Source organism: Oceanobacillus sp. FSL W7-1304 (assembly GCF_037969805.1).
Taxonomy (GTDB): domain Bacteria; phylum Bacillota; class Bacilli; order Bacillales; family Amphibacillaceae; genus Oceanobacillus; species Oceanobacillus profundus.
On the sequence record NZ_CP150211.1, the window covers coordinates 3,098,423 to 3,121,719 of the forward strand.

Below are 23,297 nucleotides of genomic sequence, written 5' to 3' on the forward strand. Positions count from 1 at the left end.
AAATGAATGGGAGCGATTTCAATGCATGCGAAAACAAAATTTCATGGTATTATCCCACCGATTCCATCTGTTTTATATGAAAATGGGAAAATAGATGAAACTGGAATGAGGAATTTGATCGATTTTCTAATTGAATCTAAAGTGGATGGTCTTTTCTTTAATGGTTCTGGTGGGGAGTTTAGTCAGATGTCGATCAATCTAAGGAGGCAGATGGCAAGATTTGGTGTGAACTATGTAAATGGACGGATACCTGTTTTAATCGGGACTGGATCAGCGAGTACCGAAGAAACAATAGCGCTAAGTCTACATGCTAAAGAGATTGGTGCAGACGGTGTAGTGATTGTAAATCCGTATTATTGGAAATTAAGTGAGGAAAGTTTGTATCAGCATTATTGTCAAATTGCAGATGCTGTTGACTTACCAATTCTATTGTATAACTTCCCAACATTAACGGGTCAGGATTTAACTCCGGAATTGGTTTACAATCTGGCAAAAGAATATCCACATATTGTTGGAATTAAGGAAACTGTGGAAGATATTGGTCACACAAGAGAAATCATATTGAAGGTGAAAAGTGAAAGACCTGATTTTGCCGTTTTTTCGGGATATGATGACCAGTTATTAAATACGCTTTGTACTGGAGGAGATGGATCTATTCCTTTAACAGCATCCTTTGCACCAGAGCTATCCGTTGGTATTTATCAGGCATTTAAAGCAGGTAATTATGAGAAGGCGATTCAGTTACATCGTAAGCTTACGCCATTATTATCATTATACAAATTGGATTCTCCATTTGTGAACGTTGCCAAGGAAACAATTAAATTGCGTGGAATTGATATATCAACAGAGGTCTTAGCACCTTTACGTCCATTAAATGAAGAGAAGAAGCAGGAATTAGAACGTCTAGCAACTACGTATCTATCTGATTTTTTACAGGTTACGAACGAGGTGGAGTAAAAGATTTGTATGGAGCTGATTGAATGAAACTACCGAATATTGTAAAAGTAAAGCAGCATTTTACCGGTCCATCTGTATCAAATATTGAAAAAAATATAGCAGCAGAGTTCAGTAAGCGGACAATCGATATGAAAATACGACCTGGAATGGAAATTGCTATCACTGCGGGAAGTCGTGGGATAGCTAATATAGCTCGAATTATTCGGGCAACAGTAATGGAAGTAAAAAAACGGGGAGCAATGCCCTTTATTGTGCCAGCGATGGGTAGCCATGGTGGTGCGAAAGCAGAAGGGCAAATCGAGGTGCTGAAGAGCCTTGGTGTAACCGAATCCTATTGTGATGCGCCGATTCGAGCGACAATGGATGTAGTTAAGCTAGCGGAAACTACTGCCGGGGTCCCGGTTTATATGGATAAAATTGCTTTTCATTCTGATGGTGTCATTTTGATAAATCGTATTAAAGCACATACAGACTTTTCGTCAAAGGTTGAAAGTGGACTAATGAAGATGGCTTCGATCGGTCTCGGGAATCATAAACAGGCTTTAGCGATTCATGAACGGGGTGTCATTGGTTTGAGGGAGCATATGCCGTATGTTGCTGCAGAGATATTTAAAAGTGGAAAGGTTCTTATGGGAATTGGACTTGTAGAGAATGCTTTTGAAGAAACAGCTGAAATTGAGGTTATCCCGGTAGAGAAAATTGCAGAACGAGAGTCTCAATTACTCGTACTATCCAAGAAGCTATTTCCAAGACTACCAATCGATCGGTTAGATATTTTATTTATTGATAAAATGGGGAAAAATTACAGTGGATCTGGAATGGACACGAATGTAATTGGTAGAGTACGAATTGATGGCGAGCAAGAGCCTGCATTACCATCCTATCAGCAAATTATTGTTTCCGATTTAAGTGAAGAATCCCATGGAAATTCAACTGGAATCGGTTTGGCTGATTTAACAACTACACGATTATTTAATAAGATCGACCTGCAAAAAATGAACGAAAATGTTATTACAAGTCGCTTTTTGAAGCGGGCAAGTATTCCAATGGTATTGCCCAGTGATCGCGATGCTATTGAGACAGCGATAAAATGTGGTTGGGATGTACAGCCAGAGAAGGTTCGGTTTATGCGGATTCCGAATACATTACATTTGGAGGAATTGTATGTTTCAGAAGCGCTTGTTCCAGAACTCGAGAGAATGGCTACGATTGAGATTATCGGAACACCATCGCCTATGGAGTTTAATGAATTCGGATACTTTCAGGAACTTAATGAATCAAAATGAGGAGGAGTTTAATTGACTACACAAACAGAAAATATTTACGGTAATTTAATTAATGGTGAATGGCTTCAATCGGAAGATACATTTATTGTAGAAAACAAATACACACACGAAGTCTATGCTAAGGTAGCAAAATCGAGTCAAAAAGTAATTGAAAACGCAATCACAAACGCATATGAGACCTTTAAAGAAGTGAAGCTATCGGCAACGGATCGTTACGATATTTTAATGCGAGCGACACAGCTATTTGAAGAAAGGAAAGAGGAAATTGCACGCGTCATATGTAGCGAAGCTGGCAAAACAATTACCGATGCCAGAGCAGAGGTTGAACGTGGCATCCAAACATTTATTGCTTCTGCTGAGGAGGCAAAACGACTATCCGGTCAAGGATTGCCAATCCAAGGGCAGCCAGGAAATGAGGCGAAAATGGCATTTTCGATACGTGTACCTGTAGGTGTAATATGTGCGATAACTCCTTTCAATTTCCCATTTAATTTGACTGCGCACAAGATTGGTCCTGCCATTGCTGCTGGGAATACGGTAGTTTTGAAACCGGCTGAAAAGACGCCAGTTTCTGCAATTAAAATGGCTGAAGTACTACTTGAGGCGGGATTACCGAAAGGCTTTTTGAATGTAGTCAATGGATTTGGTCATGAAACAGGGCCAGTCCTTCTAAAGGACGAGCGCATTGCAATGTACACATTTACTGGTAGTCCCTCTGTGGGCCGAGTGATCAAGCGTGAATCTGGTATTCGTAAAGTAACCCTTGAGTTAGGGAATAATTCACCAAACATCATTCACCATGATGTCGCTGATCTACAACGTGCGGTTGATCTTTGTGTATCAAGAGGTTATTCAAACTCAGGGCAAGCATGTATTTCCGTACAACGCGTGTATGTTCACCGAGCAATTTATGAAGAAGTGCTAGAACAGGCAAAAGTAATAGCAGAATCATTTATCGTAGGAAATCCAGAAGAAGAGACGACTAATATTGGACCGATGATTAGTATCGAGGAAGCTGAACGGGCAGAAAAATGGGTTCAAGAGGCTGTGAATGCTGGAGCAATTATAGTTACTGGTGGAACAAGAGAAGATGCATTATTTAAGCCTACTATCTTAACGAATGTTAAAGAAGATATGAAAGTGATGTGTGAGGAAGTATTTGCACCGATTATTAGCATTGTCACTTATGAGGATCTGGATGAATTGTTTGCAAGCGTAAATGCATCAAAATTTGGATTACAGGCAGGTATCTTTACTTCAAATCTTCACTTGGCGATGAGAGCTGCTCAAGAACTAGAGTTTGGTGGCGTAAATATTAACGATGTTTCGACATTCCGAGCAGACATTCTACCATATGGGGGAGTTAAAGACAGTGGAGTTGGTAAAGAGGGTCCACGTTATGCAGTTGAAGAGATGACAGAGGAAAAAGTAATTACAATGCATTTGTAACAGAAAGGATGTTGTAAAATGACTAGGAATGTTTGGGAATACTTTTCAACCCAAAATATTGTTTTTGGGAATGGCTCTATTCACAATCTAGATAAACTGTTAAAGCGATTCCGTGCAAAGAATGTCTTTTTGATTACAGATCAAGGAATTGTTCAAGCTGGAATTCTCAAGAAAGTTAAGGAACAACTTGCATTACATAACTATGAAGTGGTTGTATATGATCAGGCTGTACCAGAACCACCGATTTCAAGTGTAATGGAAGCTTTTGAGTTCGCAAAGTCGCAAATTAAGACAGATGTCATTATCGGACTTGGTGGTGGGAGTAGTATTGATTTAGCTAAAGTTGTTGCTTTACTAATGGAACATGGGGGACATCCAAGGGATTATTTTGAAGAGGGAAATGTCCCAGGACCAGTTGCACCATTAATAGCAATTCCTACTACTGCTGGTACGGGGTCGGAAGTAACCTCCGTTGCAGTAGTCAATGATACAGAAAATAATATAAAAGTTGGGATTTCGGATAATTATTTGCGACCAGCAGTAGCTTTACTGGATCCTGAATTGACTGTAGGTTTGCCACCTTATGTAACAGCTTGTTCCGGAATTGATGCATTATCACATGCTATTGAATCGTATACAGCAAAGGATTTTAAGTATATTGAGGCAGAGGGAACTATTTTATTCCAAGGGGCATTTCCTATCACAGATGCACTCGCAGAAAAGGCGATTGAGCTCATTGTAAATAACTTAACAATTGCTGTGCAACAGGGAAGTAATTTAGAAGCCAGGGGCAATATGATGCTTGGTAGTTTACTAGCTGGGCTTGCTTTTTCGAATGCAGGAAATGCTCTAGCACATGCAGTTGCTTATCCGATCGGTGGCTTAGTTAACTCACCTCATGGAGAAGTAACGGGTTTACTGATGCCTTATGTTATGCGATACAATGTAGCAACATCAAAGGATAAAATGGTGAAAATTGCAAAAATATTTAATTTAGTTCATGATGATAAAACAACTACAGAACTTGCTTATGCTGCTGCGGATGCAGTTCTAAAGCTAACTGGAGAAATTGGACTACCTACGAAACTTTCTCAAATAGGCATTAAAGAAGCTAATTTAGAAGAAATAGCTGAAAAATCATTACCAATTGAGCGGTTAATACGTAATAGTCCGAGAGTACCACGAAAAGACAGTTTAATGGAATTGCTTAAAGAAGCTTATTGATAAAATGTGGAGGTAAATAGAATGAAAACAATTACGTTCATAAAAGATTCTCAACAGAAATTAGGCGTTGTTACAGATAAGGGTATACTCGATATTGCATATGCGGTAGAGGTGCTCTCTGATCAACTGGAGCATTCAACATTCCCTTTATCAATAAGAGCACTAATCGAGGGTGGAATAAAAGCCCGTTTCGATGTGGAACAAGTTGTTGCAGTTGCTCTTTCCTCTGATCGTTCCGACTTGTTTTTGGATGAGGATAGTGATTTAGAATATGGCCCATGTGTTACAGACCCACAAAAGATCCTTTGTATTGGTTTGAACTATAAAATGCATGCAGAGGAATCAAACATGGCATTACCGGAAAAACCTATTGTTTTTAGTAAATTTAACAATGCGCTTTGCGGGCATCGTGCTAAGATTAATCTTCCTAAAAATGCAAAAGAGTTTGATTATGAAGGGGAGTTAGCCATCGTAATTGCTAAAGAGGCTAAGGATATCCCAAAAGAAGATGCTTTGCCTTATATCTACGGTTATACAATTGCGAATGACTTTTCGGCACGCGATCTTCAATTTCAAAGTCCCCAATGGTTATTAGGAAAAACAAGTGATCAATTCTGTCCAATTGGCCCATACCTGGTAACTGCAGATGAAGTTGCTGATGTAAACGATCTATCTGTTAGAACATACGTGAATAAGGAACGAAGACAAGATGGAAATACGGCACAAATGATATTCCCTTGTGATGAAATTATTAGCTATCTCTCAAAGCATATGACACTTTATCCAGGGGATGTTATTTTAACTGGTACTCCGGATGGTGTCATTATGGGTTATGAAGAAAGTGAAAGAGAATGGTTAAAAACAGGTGATGAAATTGTAATTGAGATTGAAAAAATAGGCAGACTCTCAAATGAATTAATATAAGAAAGCAGAAAAAGAATTGCTAAATGGTTGATCAACCATTTAGCAATTCTTTTTCTATCTTAATAACAAGCTCTAAGTAGGAAATAATTCTTTATGGGAGAAGCGCATAAATCCTCCATCCTAGCAAAAACTATAAAAAGTTTGGTAAGAGGAGGTGGGGTCATGAGTAATCACGGAAAGAAACACAACAATCAATTCAAGGAAAATGAAAATTCCGGTGAGCATCGTAACGGACGTAAGAGCCCATATAAGAATAGTAACTCCAAAGGTGGAGGAGCTCCAAATGAATATGTGACGGATAAAGAATAAAGCAAATGCGGATCAGTTATATCGGATCCGCATTTGCTTACCAAGTATGTAGATGATAATTAAGATATTTACAATTGGAATAGTACCTATAATCGAATTCTGTAGGTTATCAAAGCTAGAGCTCAACTTATGTCTATTCCAAATATGCTTTACGACAATATCTTTAAATTTACATAACCTTTACATTTGGCTCATACTTCCTTAACATTCACACCTTATACTAGCAACTGAGGGCAAAAAGCCTCACAAAAATAAAGCATTCATTCAGGGGAGGACAATTTTACTATGAAGTTCAAAAAGTACCTAATGTTTCTACTTGTTGCAGCATTAGCAGTTGTGCTTGTAGCTTGTGGAGGAGAAACAGATGAAGGTAACACAGAAGAAACAGATAACTCTTCAGGAGAAACAGAAGGATCTGATGATGCAGCTGAATTAGAAGGCAGTGTAGTAATTGATGGTTCTGGAACAGTTTATCCATTAATGCAAAGAATTGCTGAAGAATATATGGTAAATGAACAGCAAGGCGTATCTGTTGAAGTTAGTCGTGCCGGTACAGGTGCTGGATTTGATAGATTTTTAGCAGAAAACGGAACAGATTTCAACGATGCTTCCCGTCTAATTAAAGAAGAAGAGCAAGCGAAAGCAGAAGAGCTTGGTTTTGAACCATTCGAAATGAAACTTGCATTAGACGGATTAACAATTGTTGTACACCCAGATAATGATTTTGCAACTGAATTAACTGCTGAGGAAGTACAAGGTATTTTCCTTGGAGAATATACAAACTGGTCTGATATTAATTCAGATTGGCCAGATGAGAAAATTAACACGTATGGACCAAATGAAAACCATGGAACATATGAATTCTTTTATGAAAGCATTCTTGAGGAACAAGATCTAGTAGGTGACATTGATCTTCAACAAGATTATTCAACACTAGTTACATTAGTTTCTGAAGATACAAATGCAATTGGATTCTTTGGATTTGGATACTATGCTAGCAACCAAGATAGTTTACAAGCAGTTGGAATCGACTTTGGCGAAGGTGCAGTAACACCATCTCTTGACACAATCGGTGAGAGTGGTCCATATGCTGATTACACACGTCCAGTATTCACATATTTAAATCCGAACATGGCAGCAGAAAAACCACAAGTAGCAGATTATGCACGTTATGTATTGGAAAGCACAAATGATTTTGCTGGTGAAACAGGATTCGCTCCACTTCCAGAAGATGAGATCCAATCACAATTAGAAGCTTTAGAAGCGCTACAATAAACGCGATAGAGGCACTATTTTAAGCAAAACACCTATATCAAAATTTGACATATGACTCTAAATAAGATGAGGGCAGAATCAAGCTCTCATCTTATTGTGAGCTATAAGCGTAAGCGCTGGAAGGAGTGCACGAGGTAATGCCGACAAACAGCGGTAATCATAAACAGAACGCTGTGAATGTTAGAGAAATGATTGAAGAAAAAAGAAGTTCGAGAAGTATCTCTAATATAACAGAAAAATTAATTCCAACGATTTTATTTATTATAGCTAGCATTTCAATTCTAACTACTATTGGAATTATTTATACTCTATTATCCGAGGCAATTGAGTTTTTTAAAATTGTTCCAATCTGGGAATTTTTCACTGGAACTGTACTCAAGCCACTTAGTCAAAATCCTGAATTCGGTGTGCTGCCACTTATAAATGGGACGATTATTTCATCACTAATTGCGATGCTTGTAGCTGGTCCAATTGGTATTATGTCAGCTGTTTATTTAAGTGAGTATGCATCAGATAAAGTACGTAGAATATTAAAACCTTTACTAGAAGTTCTTGCTGGTATTCCAACTATTGTGTACGGTTTTTTTGCGTTTACCTTTGTAACACCAATCATTCGTTCGATTTTTCCCGAAGTAGGAGCAACAAATATCCTTAGTCCAGGAATTGTGATGGGGATTATGATTATACCAATGATTGCATCCTTATCAGAAGATGCAATGACTTCTGTCCCTAATGCGATGCGTGAAGGTTCTTTAGCCATGGGGGCTACAAAACTTGAAACAACATTTAAAGTAGTAATTCCGGCTGCATTTTCTGGAATTATTGCATCCTTTGTGCTTGGAATATCACGTGCAATTGGTGAAACGATGATCGTAACCATTGCGAGTGGTAGCTCCAAAAACTTTACTTTTGACATTACTCAATCTATGCAGACGATGACTGCATATATTGTTGAAGTTTCTGGTGGTGAAGCGGCTGCTGGAACGACTATATATTACAGCTTATACGCTGTTGCATTAACGCTGTTTGTTTTTACGCTTATCATGAATCTACTTGCAAGATATGTCTCTCGTAAGTTTAGGGAGGAATATTAAAAATGAACCAAGTAAATACAAAGAAAATGGAAAAAAGAATGCATGCACGTATTCAGAAGAATAATCTTTTAAAAATAGTCTTTTTACTAGCGACATTATTCGGTCTTGCTGTATTAGCTATTTTACTCGTACGAGTCATTACACAAGGTGCAGCCTGGTTGGATTGGGATTTTATCACAGGAAGACTATCAACAAGTGCTGATCGTGCAGGAATTATGGGTGCCATTCTTGGGACAGTATGGCTAATGATTGTCGTCATACCAGTTACATTAATCATCGGTGTTGGCTCTGCAATTTATCTAGAACTCTATGCAAAAAAAGGAAGGATTCAATCCTTTATTCAGACGAATATTTCAAACTTAGCTGGGGTACCGTCTATTGTGTATGGTCTACTGGGATTAACGATTTTTTCAAGAGCTATGGGCTTAGGAAATGCAGTGTTAGCTGGTGGTCTTACGTTATCCCTACTGGTTTTACCAATTTTGATTGTTTCTTCACAGGAGGCAATTCGTGCAGTACCGAAGTATTTAGCAGAAGCATCTTATGGAATGGGAGCAACAAAGTGGCAAACCATTAAAAATGTCATATTGCCTGCTTCTATACCAAGTATCCTTACTGGTGCTATTTTGTCACTATCCCGTGCAATTGGAGAAACAGCACCATTAACTGTATTAGGAATTCCGGCATTTCTTCTCCCATTCCCAGAAGGTGTGTTTGATACATTTACAGCATTACCAATGCAAATTTATTATTGGACGCTTGATTCTTCATTGGTTAAGGAATATGCCTATTTAGCTGCAGCAACTATTATCGTTCTATTGGTATTATTGTTCATATTAAATTCGGTAGCTATTTTCATTCGAAATAAGTTCCAACAACGATATTAACGGTTATTTTATTTGATATGACACGCTTAACCTAGATTTAAAGGAGTTGAAAATGATGAGTCCATCATCAGTGAAAAGTAAAAGACCGGTTAAAATTAATCCAGAAGCAGTTGCTTCTAAAGAGCCTGAATCCGAAGGTAAAGTGGTTTATGATACAAAGGAATTAAACCTTTGGTATACCGATACACACGCATTAAAAGATGTTAATTTATCTTTCCGTGAAAAGGAAGTAACAGCGATTATTGGACCATCTGGTTGTGGGAAATCAACCTACATTAAAACGTTAAACCGGATGGTTGAGCTTGTTCCAGGTGTGCGGACGACAGGAGAGATAACGTATAAAGGGAAAAATATCCTTGAACGTTCGTTTAAAGTAGAGGATTTGAGAACAAAGGTAGGAATGGTATTCCAAAAGCCAAATCCTTTCCCGAAATCAATTTATGAAAACATCGTTTATGGACCTAAAATTCACGGGATTCGTAATAAAAAAGTGTTGGATGAAATTGTTGAGCGCAGTCTACGCGGAGCGTATATTTGGGACGAAGTAAAGGATCGTCTCAATGAAAATGCATACGGTCTATCAGGTGGTCAGCAGCAACGTTTATGTATCGCGCGTTGTTTAGCAATCGAACCAGAAGTTATTTTAATGGACGAGCCTACGTCAGCACTTGATCCAAAGTCAACGTTACGAATTGAAGAATTGGTACAAGAGCTTAAAAAAGAATACTCAATTATTATTGTTACCCATAATATGCAGCAAGCAGCACGTATTTCGGATAAAACGGCATTCTTCCTTAATGGAGAGGTTATTGAATTCGACGAAACAAATACGATTTTCACAAATCCGGCAGATAGCAGAACGGAAGACTATATCTCTGGAAGATTTGGATAAGCTGTTTTTGATTGAATTATTTTTTAAATATAGAAAAGTCTCCTGATTGTTCGAGGTATATTTGAACATCAATAGGAGGCTTTTTTTACTTTAATTCGATTGTATCCTGCTATATTTAAAGATAACAAAATATTTAAAAAATAGTAAACAAACGCAATAGCTAGAAATACGGAGAATTATTAAGATAGTCGCTTTATAAACTTTGTAAAATAAAAATTGTATAGATTTTTCGTTCTGTATGGACTTATATGCTGTTTTCTATTATTTCTTTATTTCCCTATACTTATATAGTATTCAACACGGAGGTGCTTTAAAAAATGTTAGAGTTTCATGATGTTACAAAGCGATATGGTAATGGTAAGCCAGCTGTTAACAATTTGAATTTAACAATTGAAAAGGGCGAATTTGTTTGTTTTATCGGTCCAAGCGGCTGTGGTAAAACCACAACAATGAAAATGGTAAACCGTTTAATTGACGTAACGGAAGGGGCCATTTTGGTTGATGGTAAAAATATAAAGGAGCAAGACCCTGTCGAACTGCGTAGGTCCATAGGGTATGTGATTCAGCAAATTGGATTGATGCCACATATGACAATTAGAGAAAATATTGTGCTTGTAGGTACTTTACTCAAATGGAGAAAAGAGAAAAAAGATGAACGTGCACGTGAGCTAATCAAGCTAGTAAATTTACCTGAAGAATATCTTGATAAATATCCACATGAATTAAGTGGAGGGCAACAACAGCGAATTGGTGTATTACGTGCGCTTGCTGCGAATCCCCCATTGATATTAATGGATGAGCCGTTTGGAGCGCTTGATCCGATTACAAGGGATGCCTTACAAGAAGAATTTAAAAAGTTGCAAAGAGAATTAAATAAAACCATTGTTTTTGTCACACATGATATGGACGAGGCATTAAAGCTTGGCGATCGGATTGTCATTATGAAAGATGGAGAGATTGTTCAGGTTGATACACCAGAGGAGATTCTCAGAAATCCAGCAAATGAATTTGTGGAAGAATTCCTTGGAAAAGATCGTTTAATTCAAGGTCGGCCTGATGTTACGACGGTCGGGCAAATTATGAACAGTACTCCAATTACCGTAAAAATCGGTACCACTTTAAAAGCCGCCATTACAAAAATGCGAGATGAACGAGTTGATTCCCTCCTTATTACGGATTCAGATAATGTTTTAAGAGGATTTTTAGATATTGAATCCATTAACAACAATTACAAAAAGGCAAGTACTGTGGAGGAAGTAATGGAAACGGACATTTATTCTGTATCTCAGGACAGTCTATTACGTGATGCAATTCACAAGATACTCAGACGAGGAGCACAGTATGTTCCTATTGTGGACGAAGGTCACCGTTTAGTGGGAATTGTCACACGCGCAACACTTGCAACCCTTGTTTATGACACGATTTGGGGCGATGGAACAGAATTTGAAGAAATCGTAGCACATGCAGAGTAGGAGGTTGGAGTAGATGATGGATTTTTTTGCTACACATGGGAATGAACTAATAATTAAAACATGGGAACATTTGTATATTTCTGTTGCAGCCATCTTACTTGGAGTGTTAGTTGCGATACCCCTTGGGATCCTGCTTTCTAGAGCACCAAACTTCGCTGATCGATTTATTTCGTTTGTTGGTATTCTGCAAACCATTCCAAGTCTTGCGATCCTTGCATTTTTTATACCGATTTTAGGTGTTGGAAAACTACCTGCCATTATTGCATTGTTTTTCTATTCGTTACTACCAATTTTACGTAATACGTACATCGGTATTCGGGATGTTAATCCTGGGGTTGTTGAAGCTGGGAAGGGCATGGGAATGAGTGCTTTGCAATCGATTATAAAAGTAGAATTTCCAATGGCACTTCCAGTAATTATGGCTGGTGTTCGTCTATCAACGGTTTATTTGATCGGTTGGGCAACATTGGCAGCATTTATCGGTGGTGGCGGTCTTGGCGACTTTATCTTTGATGGCTTAAACCTTTATCAGCCTTCTTTAATTATTGCAGGTACAGTACCAGCGACTATTCTTGCTTTAATTGCAGATCGCTTGCTGGCCTATTTAGAAAATCGAATGACGCCAGAGGGGCTGAAGGATTCGTATGAAACAGTATAAGCTTGGAGGTGAACATGTTGAAAAAAACATTACTTAAAGGAAGTATGGTTTTGCTTTTGCTTGTGGTGCTTGCAGGCTGTTCCTTGCCAGGCCTTGCAAGTACGACAAAAGAGACGATAAAAATAGGTGCCCTAGGTACATCTGAATCACAAATTTTAGCTGAACTGTTATCGATTATGATTGAACGGGAAACAGATGCCAGTACCGAACTTGTGACACATCTTGGATCATCGATTGTTCAACACCAAGGGATGTTAAGAGGCGACCTTGATATAACAAGTACACGTTATACGGGAACAGACCTATCTGGCGCACTTGGCATGGACCCGATTACCGATCCAGAGAAAGCGCTGGACATTGTAACAAAGGAATTCCAGGACCAATTTAATGAAACATGGGCAGCGCCTTATGGTTTTGAAAACAGCTATTCTGTTGCTGTGACAACAGAATTTGCCGAGGAACATAACATTGAAACCATTTCTGATCTCGAACCTTTCGCGGATGACCTGCGTTTTGGCGTAGATAATGCATGGGTCAATCGCAAAGGGGATGGATATGATGGGTTTCAGGAAACCTATTTTTCGTTTGGTCATGTTTTCCCAATGAATATTGGTCTTGTGTATCAGGCGGCAGCTACTGGTCATATGGATGTTGTGCTGGCTTATTCTTCAGACGGGAGAATTAAGGAATTTGATTTAAAAGTTCTTGAGGATGATCTGCGATTCTTCCCGCCATATGATGCTTCTGCCGTAATTGATAATGAGATTTTGGAGAATTACCCAGAGATTGCAGCAATTACAGAACGTTTGCATGGACAAATTTCTACAGAAACGATGCAGGAATTAAATTATAAAGCGGATGTTCAACTAATGAGTCCGCAAAAAGTTGCCATGGAATTTCTAGAAGCCAATAACTTCTTTGAGGATATGGAGAAAGGGGAGAAGTAATATGAATACATTGGAACAATTGGTGCAATATGTGACCCAAAATGGTGGGTATATATGGGTGCAGTTTTACAGACATTTTCTAATGGCAGCGTATGGTGTTCTATTTGCCGCAATTATTTCGATTCCTTTAGGTATCCTTATTGCAAAGTACGGGAAATTGAGTAGCTGGGTACTGGCACTTGGAAGTATTATTCAAACGATTCCTGCCTTAGGGGCGATGGCTGTCATTATGATTGTCATGGGACTTGGCACCAATACGGTAATTGTTACATTAATGCTGTATTCAATACTGCCGATTGTGCAAAACACCTATGTCGGGATGAAGGATGTTGATAAAACGGTTATTGAAGCAGGCTTTGCTTCTGGGATGACTCGGTTTCAACTATTACGAATGGTCGAGCTTCCTCTTGCAATTAGTGTTATTATGGCAGGGTTACGGACAGCGCTTGTTATTGGGATTGGAATTGCTGCAATTGGTGCGTTTGTCGGAGCAGGAGGCTTAGGGTCCATCATCCTAACGGGAACGAATGCAACGGATGGAACAGCTATTATTCTAGCTGGTGCAATTCCTACAGCATTGATGGCCATTATTGCTGATTTAATTATGGGTTGGATTGAACGGAAACTTCAACCAATAAAGTCTTCAAAATCGAGCGCAGCATAAAAGGTAAAAAAATAGAGTTTGCTTCTTAATCTATCATTAGAGGTGATTGTCTTGGGAGAAATCGGAATTAGAGTTGAAAAAAATGTTCCGTGTTCATTAGCTGATGGAACAGTTCTTCGGTCTGATGTGTATCGTCCGGATGATGAAGAAAGCTATCCGGTGTTAATGATTCGGTTGCCATATGATAAAGAAACACCACGTTACTATGACGAATATTTGGAAGTGCCTCGGATGGTGCAAGCAGGCTATGTAGTTATCCTTCAGGACGTAAGAGGGAGATTTGCCTCAGAAGGCGATTTTTTTCCATTCATACATGAGAGACGTGATGGATATGAGGCAGTAGAATGGGCGTCAAAGCTTCCATATTCAAACGGAAAAGTTGGACTGTTTGGTATGTCTTATCATGGCTATACCCAGTTTGCAGCAGCAGTAGAAAGGCCACCTTCCTTAAAGGCGATTGCTCCAGTGATGACGGGAGCAGATCTTATGGGAAGCTTTCTGGGAAGCGAAGGAGAACCTCATCCAGTAGCTAAACTGGAAACATGGGTTTTAGGATCTATGTTAGAGGATCAGCTGAAAAGGGAAGGGAACTTTGACAAGAGGAAATTTCATTATTATTTTGAGAATATGGCAGAGTGGTTAGTTGATGCTCCTGCTGATGAATGGAAGCCAATCAAAGACCTTGATCCGGGCTCGTATTATTTTGATTTTATGCAGGGGAGACTAGCCAAAACATTTAAAGATCATGTAAATCTAAAGGGAATACTAAGTGAAGTGGATATTCCAGCATTATTCATTGGCGGCTGGTTTGACGGATTATTGGCACCAACATTAGAAGCCTATCAAACTTATAAGGGGAAAAAAATGCTCTGGATTGGTCCGTGGACGCATGAAGAAATGACAGGTCGATGTGGGGAGCGTTTTTTTAACCATGCAGCATCTAGTATAGGCGTTGACAAATCATTAGATCCTACAGAAATCCATATTAAATGGTTTGATAAATGGTTGAAGGAGAAGCCAATGCCTTTCGAGAAACCTGTCCACCTTTATTTGATGGGACAGGATCGTTGGGAAACCTTTGAGGAATGGCCGATTCAAACTGGTGTAAAGTCAAGGGAAGTATACCTGCAGAGTCAAGGGATGTCACAAAGCCGAAATGGAGATGGAAAGCTAACGTATCAACCTGACACTACGGAAACCAAAAGTGCTTTAAAACTAGACCCGAATCACCCAGTTCCTACTCGTGGTGGGGGGACGCTTATTGCGGGACACGCGTCCGGGATGTTTGATATGAGCGATATACAAGATCGAGAAGATGTTCTTGTCTATACGAGTATGGAGCTTGAGGAAGATCTTCCATTGCTAGGTTCAATTAAAGCGAGTATTTGGGCATCTTCTCCATCTGAGCTTTTGGATATATCCCTAAGGCTGTCAGAAGTTGATAGCCAAGGACGTTCGTATAATATCATCGATTCATTTCATAGAAAAAAGGTAGAAAAAGAGAATCATCCAGTTAGTTTGGAAGTTGAAATAGGTTCCACCGCGTATACCTTGAAAAAAGGCCATCGCATACGTCTGGATATAGCAGCAAGCAATGCGCCACTATATGATATTAACTTAAATAACGGAACAACAACAAAGACACACACTGAAGGGAAATCTGCAGTGGAATATATTTATCAAGGTGGAGACAAAGCATCAAAATTGGTCTTGCCAATGACAAGGTAATAAAATCCTTTTCTTGGCAGTTAAGAAAGTATAAAACTTACCTAAGCATAAATGCAACGATGACATTCTATCAAAGACGAAGCGAATGCCAGGTTTTCAATTTTTTAAAATGGAAATAAGCCATAAAAGGGTGAGGACATTGAGGAATGATGACGAACGGATTGATGATGTAAAAACACAATTCATTGAAAAAATAACGGACAATATGAATGCATTCGGTGTTTCCACAAGTATTGGACGTGTGCTTGGAATTATATACATGAACAGGGAACCAATGACACTTGATGAGCTATCAGAAGAAACAGGGATGAGTAAAACACGGATGAGTCAGGTAGTCCGGGAAATGATTGATTTAAATATTGCGGAACGCGTCTTTAAAAAAGGAGTTCGGAAAGATTTATTTCGGGTGGAAGAGGATTATTATCAAACATTCATTCTTCTGTTTACCTCTACATGGAAAAGGGCTATTCAACGCAGCAGTTCTTTTGAACAAAGAATGATGAAACAAATGAATCAATTACAAGCAACTTCAGGATTGACGAAAGAAGATGAACTGGCCCTGAATGAACTTCTAAAAGAAATGAAGGAATGGATGGATTACTATGATTGGATTCACCGTGTAACGGAGTTCTTTGAAAGCGGAGAAATCTTTAAACATGTGCCAAAAAAAGAACGGGGGAATGAAGCGTGAATAAAAAAGTAATATTATCGTGTGCGGTAACAGGAGCAGGAGATACGACTACAAAAAGTGCCCATGTACCAGTAACGCCAAAAGAGATTGCAGATTCGGCAATTAAAGCGGCGAAAGCAGGAGCTACCATTGCGCATATACATGTGCGTGATCCGAAAACAGGAAAATTAAGTCATGATGTCAATCTATTTCAGGAAGTTGTCGAACGAATTCGTGCATCAGAGACAGATGTCATTATTAACCTTACCTCAGGTGGAGGTGGAGATTGGATCCCAAGTGATGAAGACCCTACAAGAGGCGGAGAAGGAACGGATATTCAAACCCCTGAAGAACGTCATGAGCCGATAGGAAGACTCTTGCCGGAAATGTGCACCCTTGACTGTGGCAGTATTAACTTTGGTGATATGTTATACATCAGTCCAACTGATTGGTTAAGGAAACAGGCGAAACTCGTCAAAGAAAGTGGTGTCAAAGCCGAATTAGAATGTTTTGATACAGGACATGTTCGTTTTGCCAATCAATTAATTGAAGAAGGCTTAGTTGAAGGAGATCCAATATTCCAGTTCTGTCTCGGTATTCCGTGGGGGGCGGCAGCAGATGCAGAAACCATGGCATATATGAAAAGTCGAATTCCAGAAAATGCGAAATGGGCAGCTTTTGGAATTGGCCGAATGCAAATGCCGATTGTTGAAGAGTCTATCCGTCAAGGCGGGAATATTCGTGTAGGTCTGGAAGACAACCTGTATTTGAAGAAAGGTCAGCTTGCAACAAATGAACAGCTTGTTGATAAAGCTGTTGAGATAGTCCAGTCCTTTGGTTCCGATGTGATGACTCCAGCTGAAGCACGAAAACATCTCAATTTACTGAACCCATATGGAAAGGAAGCCTAGCTGTATGACAAATGATAGATCAATCCAAAAAATCACGGTTGTCGGTACAGGCGTAATTGGCAATGGGTGGATTACGCGCTTTTTAGCAAATGGTTACCATGTAACTGCTTTTGATCCAGATCCGAAGACGGAAGAAAAAACACGTGCTGCCGTTGAGCGGGCATGGCCGTGGATGGAGAAAATGGGACTGCATAAAGATGCTTCAACGGATAAGCTGAGCTTTCATTCGAATTTAGAAGAGGCACTAAAAGATGCGGACTTTGTACAGGAAAATGTTCCAGAGCGTGAGGATTTAAAACGAAAAGTCATTGCTGATATTGATACGTATGCGAAGAAGGAAGCAATCATCGCCTCCAGCACATCCGGAATATTACCAAGCATATTACAGGCGGATTGTCACAACCATCCAGAGCGTGTCATTGTCGCTCATCCCTTTAACCCGGTCTACCTAATGCCACTTGTTGAACTTGTTGGCGGAGAAAAGACGGATGTAAATACAATTGAGAAGGCAAGAAGTTTCTATGATTCCTTAAAGATGAAGCCTCTTGTTGTTCGTAAGGAAATAGAAGGACACATTGCGGACCGTTTAATGGAAGCAATCTGGCGCGAGTCCCTTCACATTGTGAATGATGGGGTAGCGAGTACAGATGAAGTAGACGCCTCCATTATATATGGACCAGGACTTAGGTGGGCATTAATGGGACCATTCATGACACTGCATATGGGCGGTGGAAAAGAAGGAATGCGTCACTTATTGGAGCAATTCGGACCGGCATTGAAATTACCATGGACGAAATTAGAAGCACCAGAATTAACAGAGGAATTAGCTGACAAAGTCATTACAGGGTGTGAAACACAAACGGCTGGTGTTGAAATGGATAAATTGGAAGATCGCAGAGATCAATTTTTAATTGAACTCCAGCAGCTATTGGAAAAATACTGGCCAGGATCAATGTTATCAGGAAAATTGTAGGTGGCATTCGAACGATTAAAAGGAGGTAAGGACGCTTGAATAAAGCGAAATTATTGATTCAGGATAAAGTACCCGAGGCGTGGATTGACTATAATGGACATATGAATGATGCGGAGTATGTTCGAGCATTCAGCCGGGGTGTCGATCAATTTATGAACGTTATTGGGATGACCGAGGATTTCTTAGCGAAGAGCAAATATACGATTTATACAATGGAAAATCACGTTTGCTATCTAGATGAAATGAAGCTAGGTGAATCGTTTGAAGTCTTTATAAACGTGATTGATTATGATATCAAACGAATCCATCTTTTCTTTGAACTGTATGGTGAAAATGGAAAACGGGCTGCAACGAGTGAACAATTGCTAATGGGAATTAACCAGGAAGAGGGGAAAGCATCACCGTTTCCGGAAGAAATTTTTAACCATATAGAAGAACTTGCAACTAAACATAAACCTGCAGAAAACCCAAAAGAAGTTGGGCGTGTTATTGGAATTAGAAAAAAGAAATGAACATATTAAAAAAATGGCTTCCTATTTGGGTGGGGAGCCATTTTTAATTCATTAGGAAGTAAACATGGCACGTTTATAGTTGTTATAAAGCAGTCCTCTTGTAAAAATTAAATTATTCTTTTGAAGCGTATTGGCGTAATAAAAACTAGAAAAGTAGATTTGAAGTTACTCTAAAACAGTGCAGGGATATTTGTCAGAATTTAATTTATTTTTAAGTTTTATTTGTATTTTAGGTTTTGAAATTCAAAAATAGGGTAGCTAGTATATATATTAATGGAGGTGTTTTATCATCAAATATATTATATCGATGCTAGTTTTTATGATTGGAGTTGGATTATTTTCGCAAGCAGCTTCTGCCGAGAAAGTTTACAAAGTAAAGTCAGGGGATAATTTGTATCGGATTGCCCAAAACTATCAAGTAGATTTTGATACGTTAGTTGCTGCAAACGCTGCTATCACGGACCCTGAACATGTTCAGCCAGGGCAAGCGATTAACATACCAGATGAGAATGGGCTTCCTTTTACCGTTACAGCTTACACGGCTGGCTATGAGTCTACTGGAAAAGAACCAGATGACCCAGCTTATGGTATAACAGCATCTGGGGCAATGGTTGAAGAGGGAAATACAATTGCGTGCCCTCAGGCTCTTCCGTTTGGAACAAAAATACATATTCCAGAATTGGATGAAACGTATGTATGTCAGGACCGTGGCAGTGCAATAACGAATGGTAAGCTAGATGTTTATATAGAAGACTTAGATGAGGCATTAGAATTTGGGGTGCAGCAGCTGCAGGTCAAAGTGTGGCCATATTAAAATACCGCGAATATCATATTTTATCGGAAAGCATACTTTGTTGTACAATTTAATTTAAAAACTATAAAAAATACACCACATGAAATTCAACTTAGAGATTTTTCATGTGGTGTATTGATTTGAAAGAATTTTTATTCAGGTCTATGGTTTAGCTTACCGGCCCCTTCGTAATCGCAGTAAGCTTGGAATTGATTGCAAAAATTTTGGCATTAACATTTTTGATGCCAAAGCTGGCTAAACGTTTTGTATGCATATTCAGATAGCTTTCAGCTGTTTCCTTTGTTTCAAAAACATAAATTCCTCCTGCTTCATTTGCTTCGGGTCGCTCTGTCCAGATTTTCCATAGGAAGCCAGCTTCTTCATTGATGCTTATTGCTAAATCTGAAAATGCTTCTGCCATTTCTTCCCCAAATGGTCCATTCATGTTAAAATCGACTTGCAATACATATGCCATGGTTATTCTCCTTTGTTTACTTTGTTGTTGTAAAGTAGTACTCTCCTAGAATTTCCTGCTTTTGATATTGATCAGGCTTAAGCTCTTTTTCAATAAAAGCGTTAAGGTCAGATTGCTCCACATCGTACATGACTTCAATTTCTTTGGAGAATAAAAGCTTTTCTTTTTCAAGCAAGCTAGAAAGCGATGGTTGTTGTTTTGGTTGCAGTTCTTCTGTATTTAGAATCTGTTTTAAGCCATCAATATAGTATTCAAATGGACGTCCTCCAACAATTTTCACACCTTTGTTTTCTTCATTGATCATGATAATTGTAGGGAACCCTCGAGCGCCTAAACTTCTCGTCAAATCGAAGTCTTCATCCAATAATTGTTGTCCGATTGGTTGTTCAGCTTCCTTTACAATGTATTCCCCATCAAGACCAAGTTTATTTACGGTTTCAATCATAACGGATTTATCTGAAATATTTTGGTTGAATGCGAAAAGTGCTTCTCGGGCACGGCGTAAATATTCAAATGCGAGTTCCGCATTATGATTTTTTTGAATCACCTTAAATACTCGTGAAGGTGGGAAAGAGGACTGAACTGGATTATCAATCATTAGACTCCCATCAATTGGCATTCTGGAATGTTCACCAACTTCTCTCCAGTGACCTGCAACATCGGCTGGTTTAAAAATTCCGTTTGCAGGATCGATTGGCCCATCATGCCATTTTTCCAGTAAGCCACCCATAACCGTATGAACGTTAAAATAATCACCATATTGCTCGATAAAACGACGGAGAACCGGTTCAATTGCCCAGCAGTGCGAGCAAATGGGATCTGTTACATAATAAAGGTTAATTGACTTTTTCGGCTTATTAAAATCAATAACTTCCATTTCCTCATCTTCAGCTACTCCACATACACCTGTTTCCAAGTCACAAATCATATTTTTATTGTTATTCAATTTATTTCCCTCATTTCTATTCATGTAGGATAAGCGAGGAAAAAGAAGCTATGCTCTTTTCCCGCACTCTTGCCCACCCCAAAGTTCGGGGCGCAGTCCGTACGTCGCTAACCGGGCGCTTCCGCTTTTGTTCTTAGTTTCTAATTGTCTTCAATCCAGTAGACCAAGCCACGACCTCATTCAACATAGTTTGAACGGTTTCTTCATGAAACGGTGCTGGTTTAAAGGTTCTCATTTCTTCAAAATCCGTGAAAAGACTTAATGCTGGCTGCGTTCCAACCGCAGCCACTTTTGGTACTGTTAAAATTAGTCTTAGATTGTTTGCTGCTGTAACTCCAAGTGTTGAACCGTAGCTTACGATTCCAGCGGCTTTATTGTTCCACTCCACATATAAATAATCGATAGCATCCTTTAATCCAGAAGTAATCGCTTTGTTGTATTCAGGAGTGACAAAAACAAATCCGTCAAGCTCATTAATTTTCTCAGACCATGCTTTCGCTTCTGGTGCTTGGTAATCCTGTGACATAATTGCCGGAATCGGCTCATTAAATTGTGGCAGGTTGTAATCTTTAATATCAACCATCTCAAACGTTGCATCTGTTCGCATGTCTGCGATAGATTTCACCCATTCTGCAACCTGCAAATTTACTCGTGAATCTCTTGTACTTCCAGTAATAATTCCAATTTTAAGCATGTTAACTCCTCCTAGAAATCTTTATGAAACGCCTTTTAACGACGCATTATAGTTGCTTTATAATTGAATTTTAAGCCATAATAAAAATTAGCAACACCAATAGTTTGGTGTATGTGTTGGATATCCGACACATTGAACAATTTGTTTAAAAAGTGGGAGGGAGATCAATGACGAATACAAAAACGGATCCCCGAATTTTACGTACCCGTAAATTAATAATGGATGCTTTTATGGAACTTTCAGGTAAGAAGGAATTTAAGGACATCACTGTGAAGGATATTACAGCTGAAGCGATGATAAATCGCGCCACATTCTATTATCATTTTGAAGATATATACGATTTACTGGAAAAGGTGTTATCAGAAGTATTGTTAGTGAATTTGGATTGTGATTACTTTCAAGATAACGAGCTAAATGAAGAGTCGCTTGTTAAGATTTTCTTAGCGATTACGAATTTCCAGAAGTCATTATCCAATCGTTGTCATAGAGGTTACGAGGACACCATTGCTCGAATTATCAGGGAGCAGCTTGAAGTTGTTTTTTACAAAATGCTGTTAAATCAACGCAACAAAGAAGCGGACGATGCTTTAAGAATTACCGCTGTTATATTAAGCTGGGGAATATACGGAGCTTCTGTAGAATGGAGAAGAGATGATAAAGGTATGACTCCAGAGGAATTTATTAAATTAGCAATTCCTTTTATTATTTCTGGTGCTAATTTTTAGTTCTGACAAATTATAAGCATTTAGAGCTTTGCGTTCCTTTTTATAAAGGGTTAAGGTTATTGGTTAACTGTTTAATGAAAAAATCGCACAGCAAGGAGATATGGATATGAACGATACATTTCATGATGAAATACAAGAAATTTATCAAAAATTAATTGATGCGTGGAATAACCGTGACGCCGAGGAGATGGCTGGGCTGTTTGCTGAACAGGGAGTACAAATTGGGTTTGACGGTAGTAAGGTAGTTGGAAAAGCAGAAATCTTATCCCATGTTAAACCAATATTTGAAGATCATCCTACTGCTCCATTTGTAACAAAAATTAAATCCATCCGACCTTTAGGAAAAGATGCAGCAATACTACACGCGATTGCAGGGATGATCCCACCGGGGAAAACAGATATTGAATCTGATGTAAATGCCCATCAGACGCTTGTTGCAGTGAAAATAAACGATCATTGGCAAATTGAACTGTTTCAAAATACTCCTGCCGCGTTTCATGGAAGACCTGAATTAGTTGACCAAATGACTGAGGAGCTAAGGGAGTTACTTTAGTTTTTGATAAATTGAAAAGGGAGTGTCGGCCAACTGGGGGTGAAAGACCCCGAAAGGATTGTTGACAAAACCCCGCTTTTCTGTAATAATAAATCCAACTAAATACTGGTACCTTTAATTCAGTCCAGAGAGGCTGACAAGGATAGCGGAAAATAAGCATAGAGAAAGAGGTGTACGTGTATACCCTCTTAGCTATAGGCTTATAAAAAAGGCTTCTTGTCAGAAATGGCAGGAAGCCTTTCTTTTTTTCCAACTCGTGTGTTCTAAAACACCTTCCTC

At 38.9% G+C, this 23,297-nt stretch carries 25 protein-coding genes; 22 read left to right on the top strand and 3 right to left on the bottom strand.

Annotation, left to right across the window (positions count from 1 at the left end):
• Positions 1–21 precede the first annotated feature (21 nt).
• The 20 genes from NYE61_RS15615 to NYE61_RS15710 all read left to right on the top strand — a co-directional run bounded on the left by NYE61_RS15615 (position 22) and on the right by NYE61_RS15710 (position 19,646).
• Positions 22–957 (top strand): dihydrodipicolinate synthase family protein, encoded by a 936-nt coding sequence (locus NYE61_RS15615; protein WP_303446931.1) that lies wholly within the window; start codon positions 22–24, stop codon positions 955–957.
• A 23-nt stretch (positions 958–980) separates the two neighbouring features.
• Positions 981–2,243 (top strand): lactate racemase domain-containing protein, encoded by a 1,263-nt coding sequence (locus NYE61_RS15620; RefSeq protein ID WP_303446930.1) that lies wholly within the window; start codon positions 981–983, stop codon positions 2,241–2,243.
• Between the two features lie 12 nt (positions 2,244–2,255).
• A complete protein-coding gene (locus NYE61_RS15625; RefSeq protein WP_303446929.1) occupies positions 2,256–3,692 on the top strand; it encodes an aldehyde dehydrogenase family protein in 1,437 nt (478 codons plus the stop codon).
• Positions 3,693–3,710: 18 nt separating this feature from the next.
• Entirely contained in the window at positions 3,711–4,916 is a 1,206-nt protein-coding gene (locus NYE61_RS15630) for a hydroxyacid-oxoacid transhydrogenase (RefSeq protein WP_303446928.1), read from the top strand.
• Positions 4,917–4,937: 21 nt separating this feature from the next.
• A complete protein-coding gene (locus NYE61_RS15635) occupies positions 4,938–5,840 on the top strand; it encodes a fumarylacetoacetate hydrolase family protein (RefSeq protein ID WP_303446927.1) in 903 nt (300 codons plus the stop codon).
• A gap of 162 nt (positions 5,841–6,002) precedes the next feature.
• Complete coding sequence (locus NYE61_RS15640; RefSeq protein ID WP_168927269.1) at positions 6,003–6,149, top strand: hypothetical protein; 147 nt, start codon at positions 6,003–6,005, stop codon at positions 6,147–6,149.
• A 285-nt stretch (positions 6,150–6,434) separates the two neighbouring features.
• Positions 6,435–7,424, top strand: a complete 990-nt coding sequence (locus NYE61_RS15645; protein ID WP_095314029.1) for a PstS family phosphate ABC transporter substrate-binding protein — start codon at positions 6,435–6,437, stop codon at positions 7,422–7,424.
• 137 nt (positions 7,425–7,561) lie between these two features.
• Positions 7,562–8,518, top strand: a complete 957-nt coding sequence (gene pstC, locus NYE61_RS15650; RefSeq protein ID WP_095314030.1) for a phosphate ABC transporter permease subunit PstC — start codon at positions 7,562–7,564, stop codon at positions 8,516–8,518.
• Between the two features lie 2 nt (positions 8,519–8,520).
• Positions 8,521–9,405 carry a phosphate ABC transporter permease PstA gene (pstA, locus tag NYE61_RS15655; RefSeq protein ID WP_095314032.1) on the top strand — a complete coding sequence of 295 codons (885 nt, stop codon included), beginning with the start codon at positions 8,521–8,523 and terminating at the stop codon, positions 9,403–9,405.
• Between the two features lie 55 nt (positions 9,406–9,460).
• Positions 9,461–10,297: a phosphate ABC transporter ATP-binding protein PstB gene (pstB, locus tag NYE61_RS15660; RefSeq protein ID WP_303446924.1), complete on the top strand. Its 837-nt coding sequence runs from the start codon at positions 9,461–9,463 to the stop codon at positions 10,295–10,297.
• Positions 10,298–10,614: 317 nt separating this feature from the next.
• Positions 10,615–11,769 (top strand): betaine/proline/choline family ABC transporter ATP-binding protein, encoded by a 1,155-nt coding sequence (locus NYE61_RS15665; RefSeq protein ID WP_118888414.1) that lies wholly within the window; start codon positions 10,615–10,617, stop codon positions 11,767–11,769.
• A gap of 13 nt (positions 11,770–11,782) precedes the next feature.
• The gene (locus tag NYE61_RS15670) at positions 11,783–12,427 is read left to right on the top strand and encodes an ABC transporter permease (RefSeq protein WP_303446923.1); all 645 of its coding nucleotides are present in this window, start codon (positions 11,783–11,785) and stop codon (positions 12,425–12,427) included.
• Between the two features lie 14 nt (positions 12,428–12,441).
• On the top strand, positions 12,442–13,374 hold the full coding sequence (locus tag NYE61_RS15675) for an osmoprotectant ABC transporter substrate-binding protein (RefSeq protein ID WP_303446922.1): 933 nt from the start codon (positions 12,442–12,444) through the stop codon (positions 13,372–13,374).
• Between the two features lies 1 nt (position 13,375).
• Positions 13,376–14,038 (top strand): ABC transporter permease, encoded by a 663-nt coding sequence (locus NYE61_RS15680; RefSeq protein WP_095314042.1) that lies wholly within the window; start codon positions 13,376–13,378, stop codon positions 14,036–14,038.
• Between the two features lie 51 nt (positions 14,039–14,089).
• Positions 14,090–15,766, top strand: coding sequence for a CocE/NonD family hydrolase (locus tag NYE61_RS15685; protein ID WP_303446920.1), 1,677 nt, complete (start codon positions 14,090–14,092; stop codon positions 15,764–15,766).
• Positions 15,767–15,905: 139 nt separating this feature from the next.
• Positions 15,906–16,457, top strand: coding sequence for a GbsR/MarR family transcriptional regulator (locus NYE61_RS15690; RefSeq protein WP_303446919.1), 552 nt, complete (start codon positions 15,906–15,908; stop codon positions 16,455–16,457).
• Entirely contained in the window at positions 16,454–17,347 is an 894-nt protein-coding gene (locus NYE61_RS15695; RefSeq protein WP_303446918.1) for a 3-keto-5-aminohexanoate cleavage protein, read from the top strand. The genes NYE61_RS15690 and NYE61_RS15695 overlap by 4 nt, the downstream gene beginning before the upstream one ends.
• A gap of 4 nt (positions 17,348–17,351) precedes the next feature.
• A complete protein-coding gene (locus tag NYE61_RS15700; RefSeq protein ID WP_303446917.1) occupies positions 17,352–18,320 on the top strand; it encodes a 3-hydroxyacyl-CoA dehydrogenase NAD-binding domain-containing protein in 969 nt (322 codons plus the stop codon).
• 35 nt (positions 18,321–18,355) lie between these two features.
• A complete protein-coding gene (locus NYE61_RS15705; RefSeq protein WP_095314048.1) occupies positions 18,356–18,832 on the top strand; it encodes a thioesterase family protein in 477 nt (158 codons plus the stop codon).
• A 307-nt stretch (positions 18,833–19,139) separates the two neighbouring features.
• A complete protein-coding gene (locus NYE61_RS15710) occupies positions 19,140–19,646 on the top strand; it encodes a LysM peptidoglycan-binding domain-containing protein (protein ID WP_251660061.1) in 507 nt (168 codons plus the stop codon).
• A 148-nt stretch (positions 19,647–19,794) separates the two neighbouring features.
• Here NYE61_RS15710 and NYE61_RS15715 read toward each other — a convergent pair whose 3' ends face one another.
• The 3 genes from NYE61_RS15715 to NYE61_RS15725 form a co-directional block, all read right to left on the bottom strand.
• Complete coding sequence (locus NYE61_RS15715) at positions 19,795–20,100, bottom strand: monooxygenase (RefSeq protein WP_095314050.1); 306 nt, start codon at positions 20,098–20,100, stop codon at positions 19,795–19,797.
• A 16-nt stretch (positions 20,101–20,116) separates the two neighbouring features.
• Positions 20,117–21,070 carry a DsbA family protein gene (locus NYE61_RS15720; protein ID WP_339315982.1) on the bottom strand — a complete coding sequence of 318 codons (954 nt, stop codon included), beginning with the start codon at positions 21,068–21,070 and terminating at the stop codon, positions 20,117–20,119.
• Positions 21,071–21,179: 109 nt separating this feature from the next.
• On the bottom strand, positions 21,180–21,740 hold the full coding sequence (locus NYE61_RS15725; protein WP_339315984.1) for an NADPH-dependent FMN reductase: 561 nt from the start codon (positions 21,738–21,740) through the stop codon (positions 21,180–21,182).
• A gap of 167 nt (positions 21,741–21,907) precedes the next feature.
• Between NYE61_RS15725 and NYE61_RS15730 the strand changes: the two genes are divergently transcribed.
• Together NYE61_RS15730 and NYE61_RS15735 are read left to right on the top strand one after the other, a co-directional pair.
• Positions 21,908–22,465 carry a TetR/AcrR family transcriptional regulator gene (locus tag NYE61_RS15730; protein ID WP_095314055.1) on the top strand — a complete coding sequence of 186 codons (558 nt, stop codon included), beginning with the start codon at positions 21,908–21,910 and terminating at the stop codon, positions 22,463–22,465.
• Between the two features lie 106 nt (positions 22,466–22,571).
• Entirely contained in the window at positions 22,572–23,018 is a 447-nt protein-coding gene (locus tag NYE61_RS15735) for an SgcJ/EcaC family oxidoreductase (protein WP_303446916.1), read from the top strand.
• Positions 23,019–23,297 lie beyond the last annotated feature (279 nt).

Bases quoted from the DNA above. Each gene is read 5' to 3' on its own strand.
- NYE61_RS15615 (WP_303446931.1), top strand. From the start codon at position 22: ATGCATGCGAAAACAAAATTTCATGGTATTATCCCACCGATTCCATCT.
- NYE61_RS15620 (WP_303446930.1), top strand. From the start codon at position 981: ATGAAACTACCGAATATTGTAAAAGTAAAGCAGCATTTTACCGGTCCA.
- NYE61_RS15630 (WP_303446928.1), top strand. From the start codon at position 3,711: ATGACTAGGAATGTTTGGGAATACTTTTCAACCCAAAATATTGTTTTT.
- NYE61_RS15635 (WP_303446927.1), top strand. From the start codon at position 4,938: ATGAAAACAATTACGTTCATAAAAGATTCTCAACAGAAATTAGGCGTT.
- NYE61_RS15640 (WP_168927269.1), top strand. From the start codon at position 6,003: ATGAGTAATCACGGAAAGAAACACAACAATCAATTCAAGGAAAATGAA.
- NYE61_RS15645 (WP_095314029.1), top strand. From the start codon at position 6,435: ATGAAGTTCAAAAAGTACCTAATGTTTCTACTTGTTGCAGCATTAGCA.
- pstC (WP_095314030.1), top strand. From the start codon at position 7,562: ATGCCGACAAACAGCGGTAATCATAAACAGAACGCTGTGAATGTTAGA.
- pstA (WP_095314032.1), top strand. From the start codon at position 8,521: ATGAACCAAGTAAATACAAAGAAAATGGAAAAAAGAATGCATGCACGT.
- pstB (WP_303446924.1), top strand. From the start codon at position 9,461: ATGAGTCCATCATCAGTGAAAAGTAAAAGACCGGTTAAAATTAATCCA.
- NYE61_RS15665 (WP_118888414.1), top strand. From the start codon at position 10,615: ATGTTAGAGTTTCATGATGTTACAAAGCGATATGGTAATGGTAAGCCA.
- NYE61_RS15670 (WP_303446923.1), top strand. From the start codon at position 11,783: ATGATGGATTTTTTTGCTACACATGGGAATGAACTAATAATTAAAACA.
- NYE61_RS15675 (WP_303446922.1), top strand. From the start codon at position 12,442: ATGTTGAAAAAAACATTACTTAAAGGAAGTATGGTTTTGCTTTTGCTT.
- NYE61_RS15680 (WP_095314042.1), top strand. From the start codon at position 13,376: ATGAATACATTGGAACAATTGGTGCAATATGTGACCCAAAATGGTGGG.
- NYE61_RS15700 (WP_303446917.1), top strand. From the start codon at position 17,352: ATGACAAATGATAGATCAATCCAAAAAATCACGGTTGTCGGTACAGGC.
- NYE61_RS15710 (WP_251660061.1), top strand. From the start codon at position 19,140: ATGCTAGTTTTTATGATTGGAGTTGGATTATTTTCGCAAGCAGCTTCT.
- NYE61_RS15715 (WP_095314050.1), bottom strand. From the start codon at position 20,100: ATGGCATATGTATTGCAAGTCGATTTTAACATGAATGGACCATTTGGG.
- NYE61_RS15720 (WP_339315982.1), bottom strand. From the start codon at position 21,070: ATGAATAGAAATGAGGGAAATAAATTGAATAACAATAAAAATATGATT.
- NYE61_RS15725 (WP_339315984.1), bottom strand. From the start codon at position 21,740: ATGCTTAAAATTGGAATTATTACTGGAAGTACAAGAGATTCACGAGTA.
- NYE61_RS15730 (WP_095314055.1), top strand. From the start codon at position 21,908: ATGACGAATACAAAAACGGATCCCCGAATTTTACGTACCCGTAAATTA.
- NYE61_RS15735 (WP_303446916.1), top strand. From the start codon at position 22,572: ATGAACGATACATTTCATGATGAAATACAAGAAATTTATCAAAAATTA.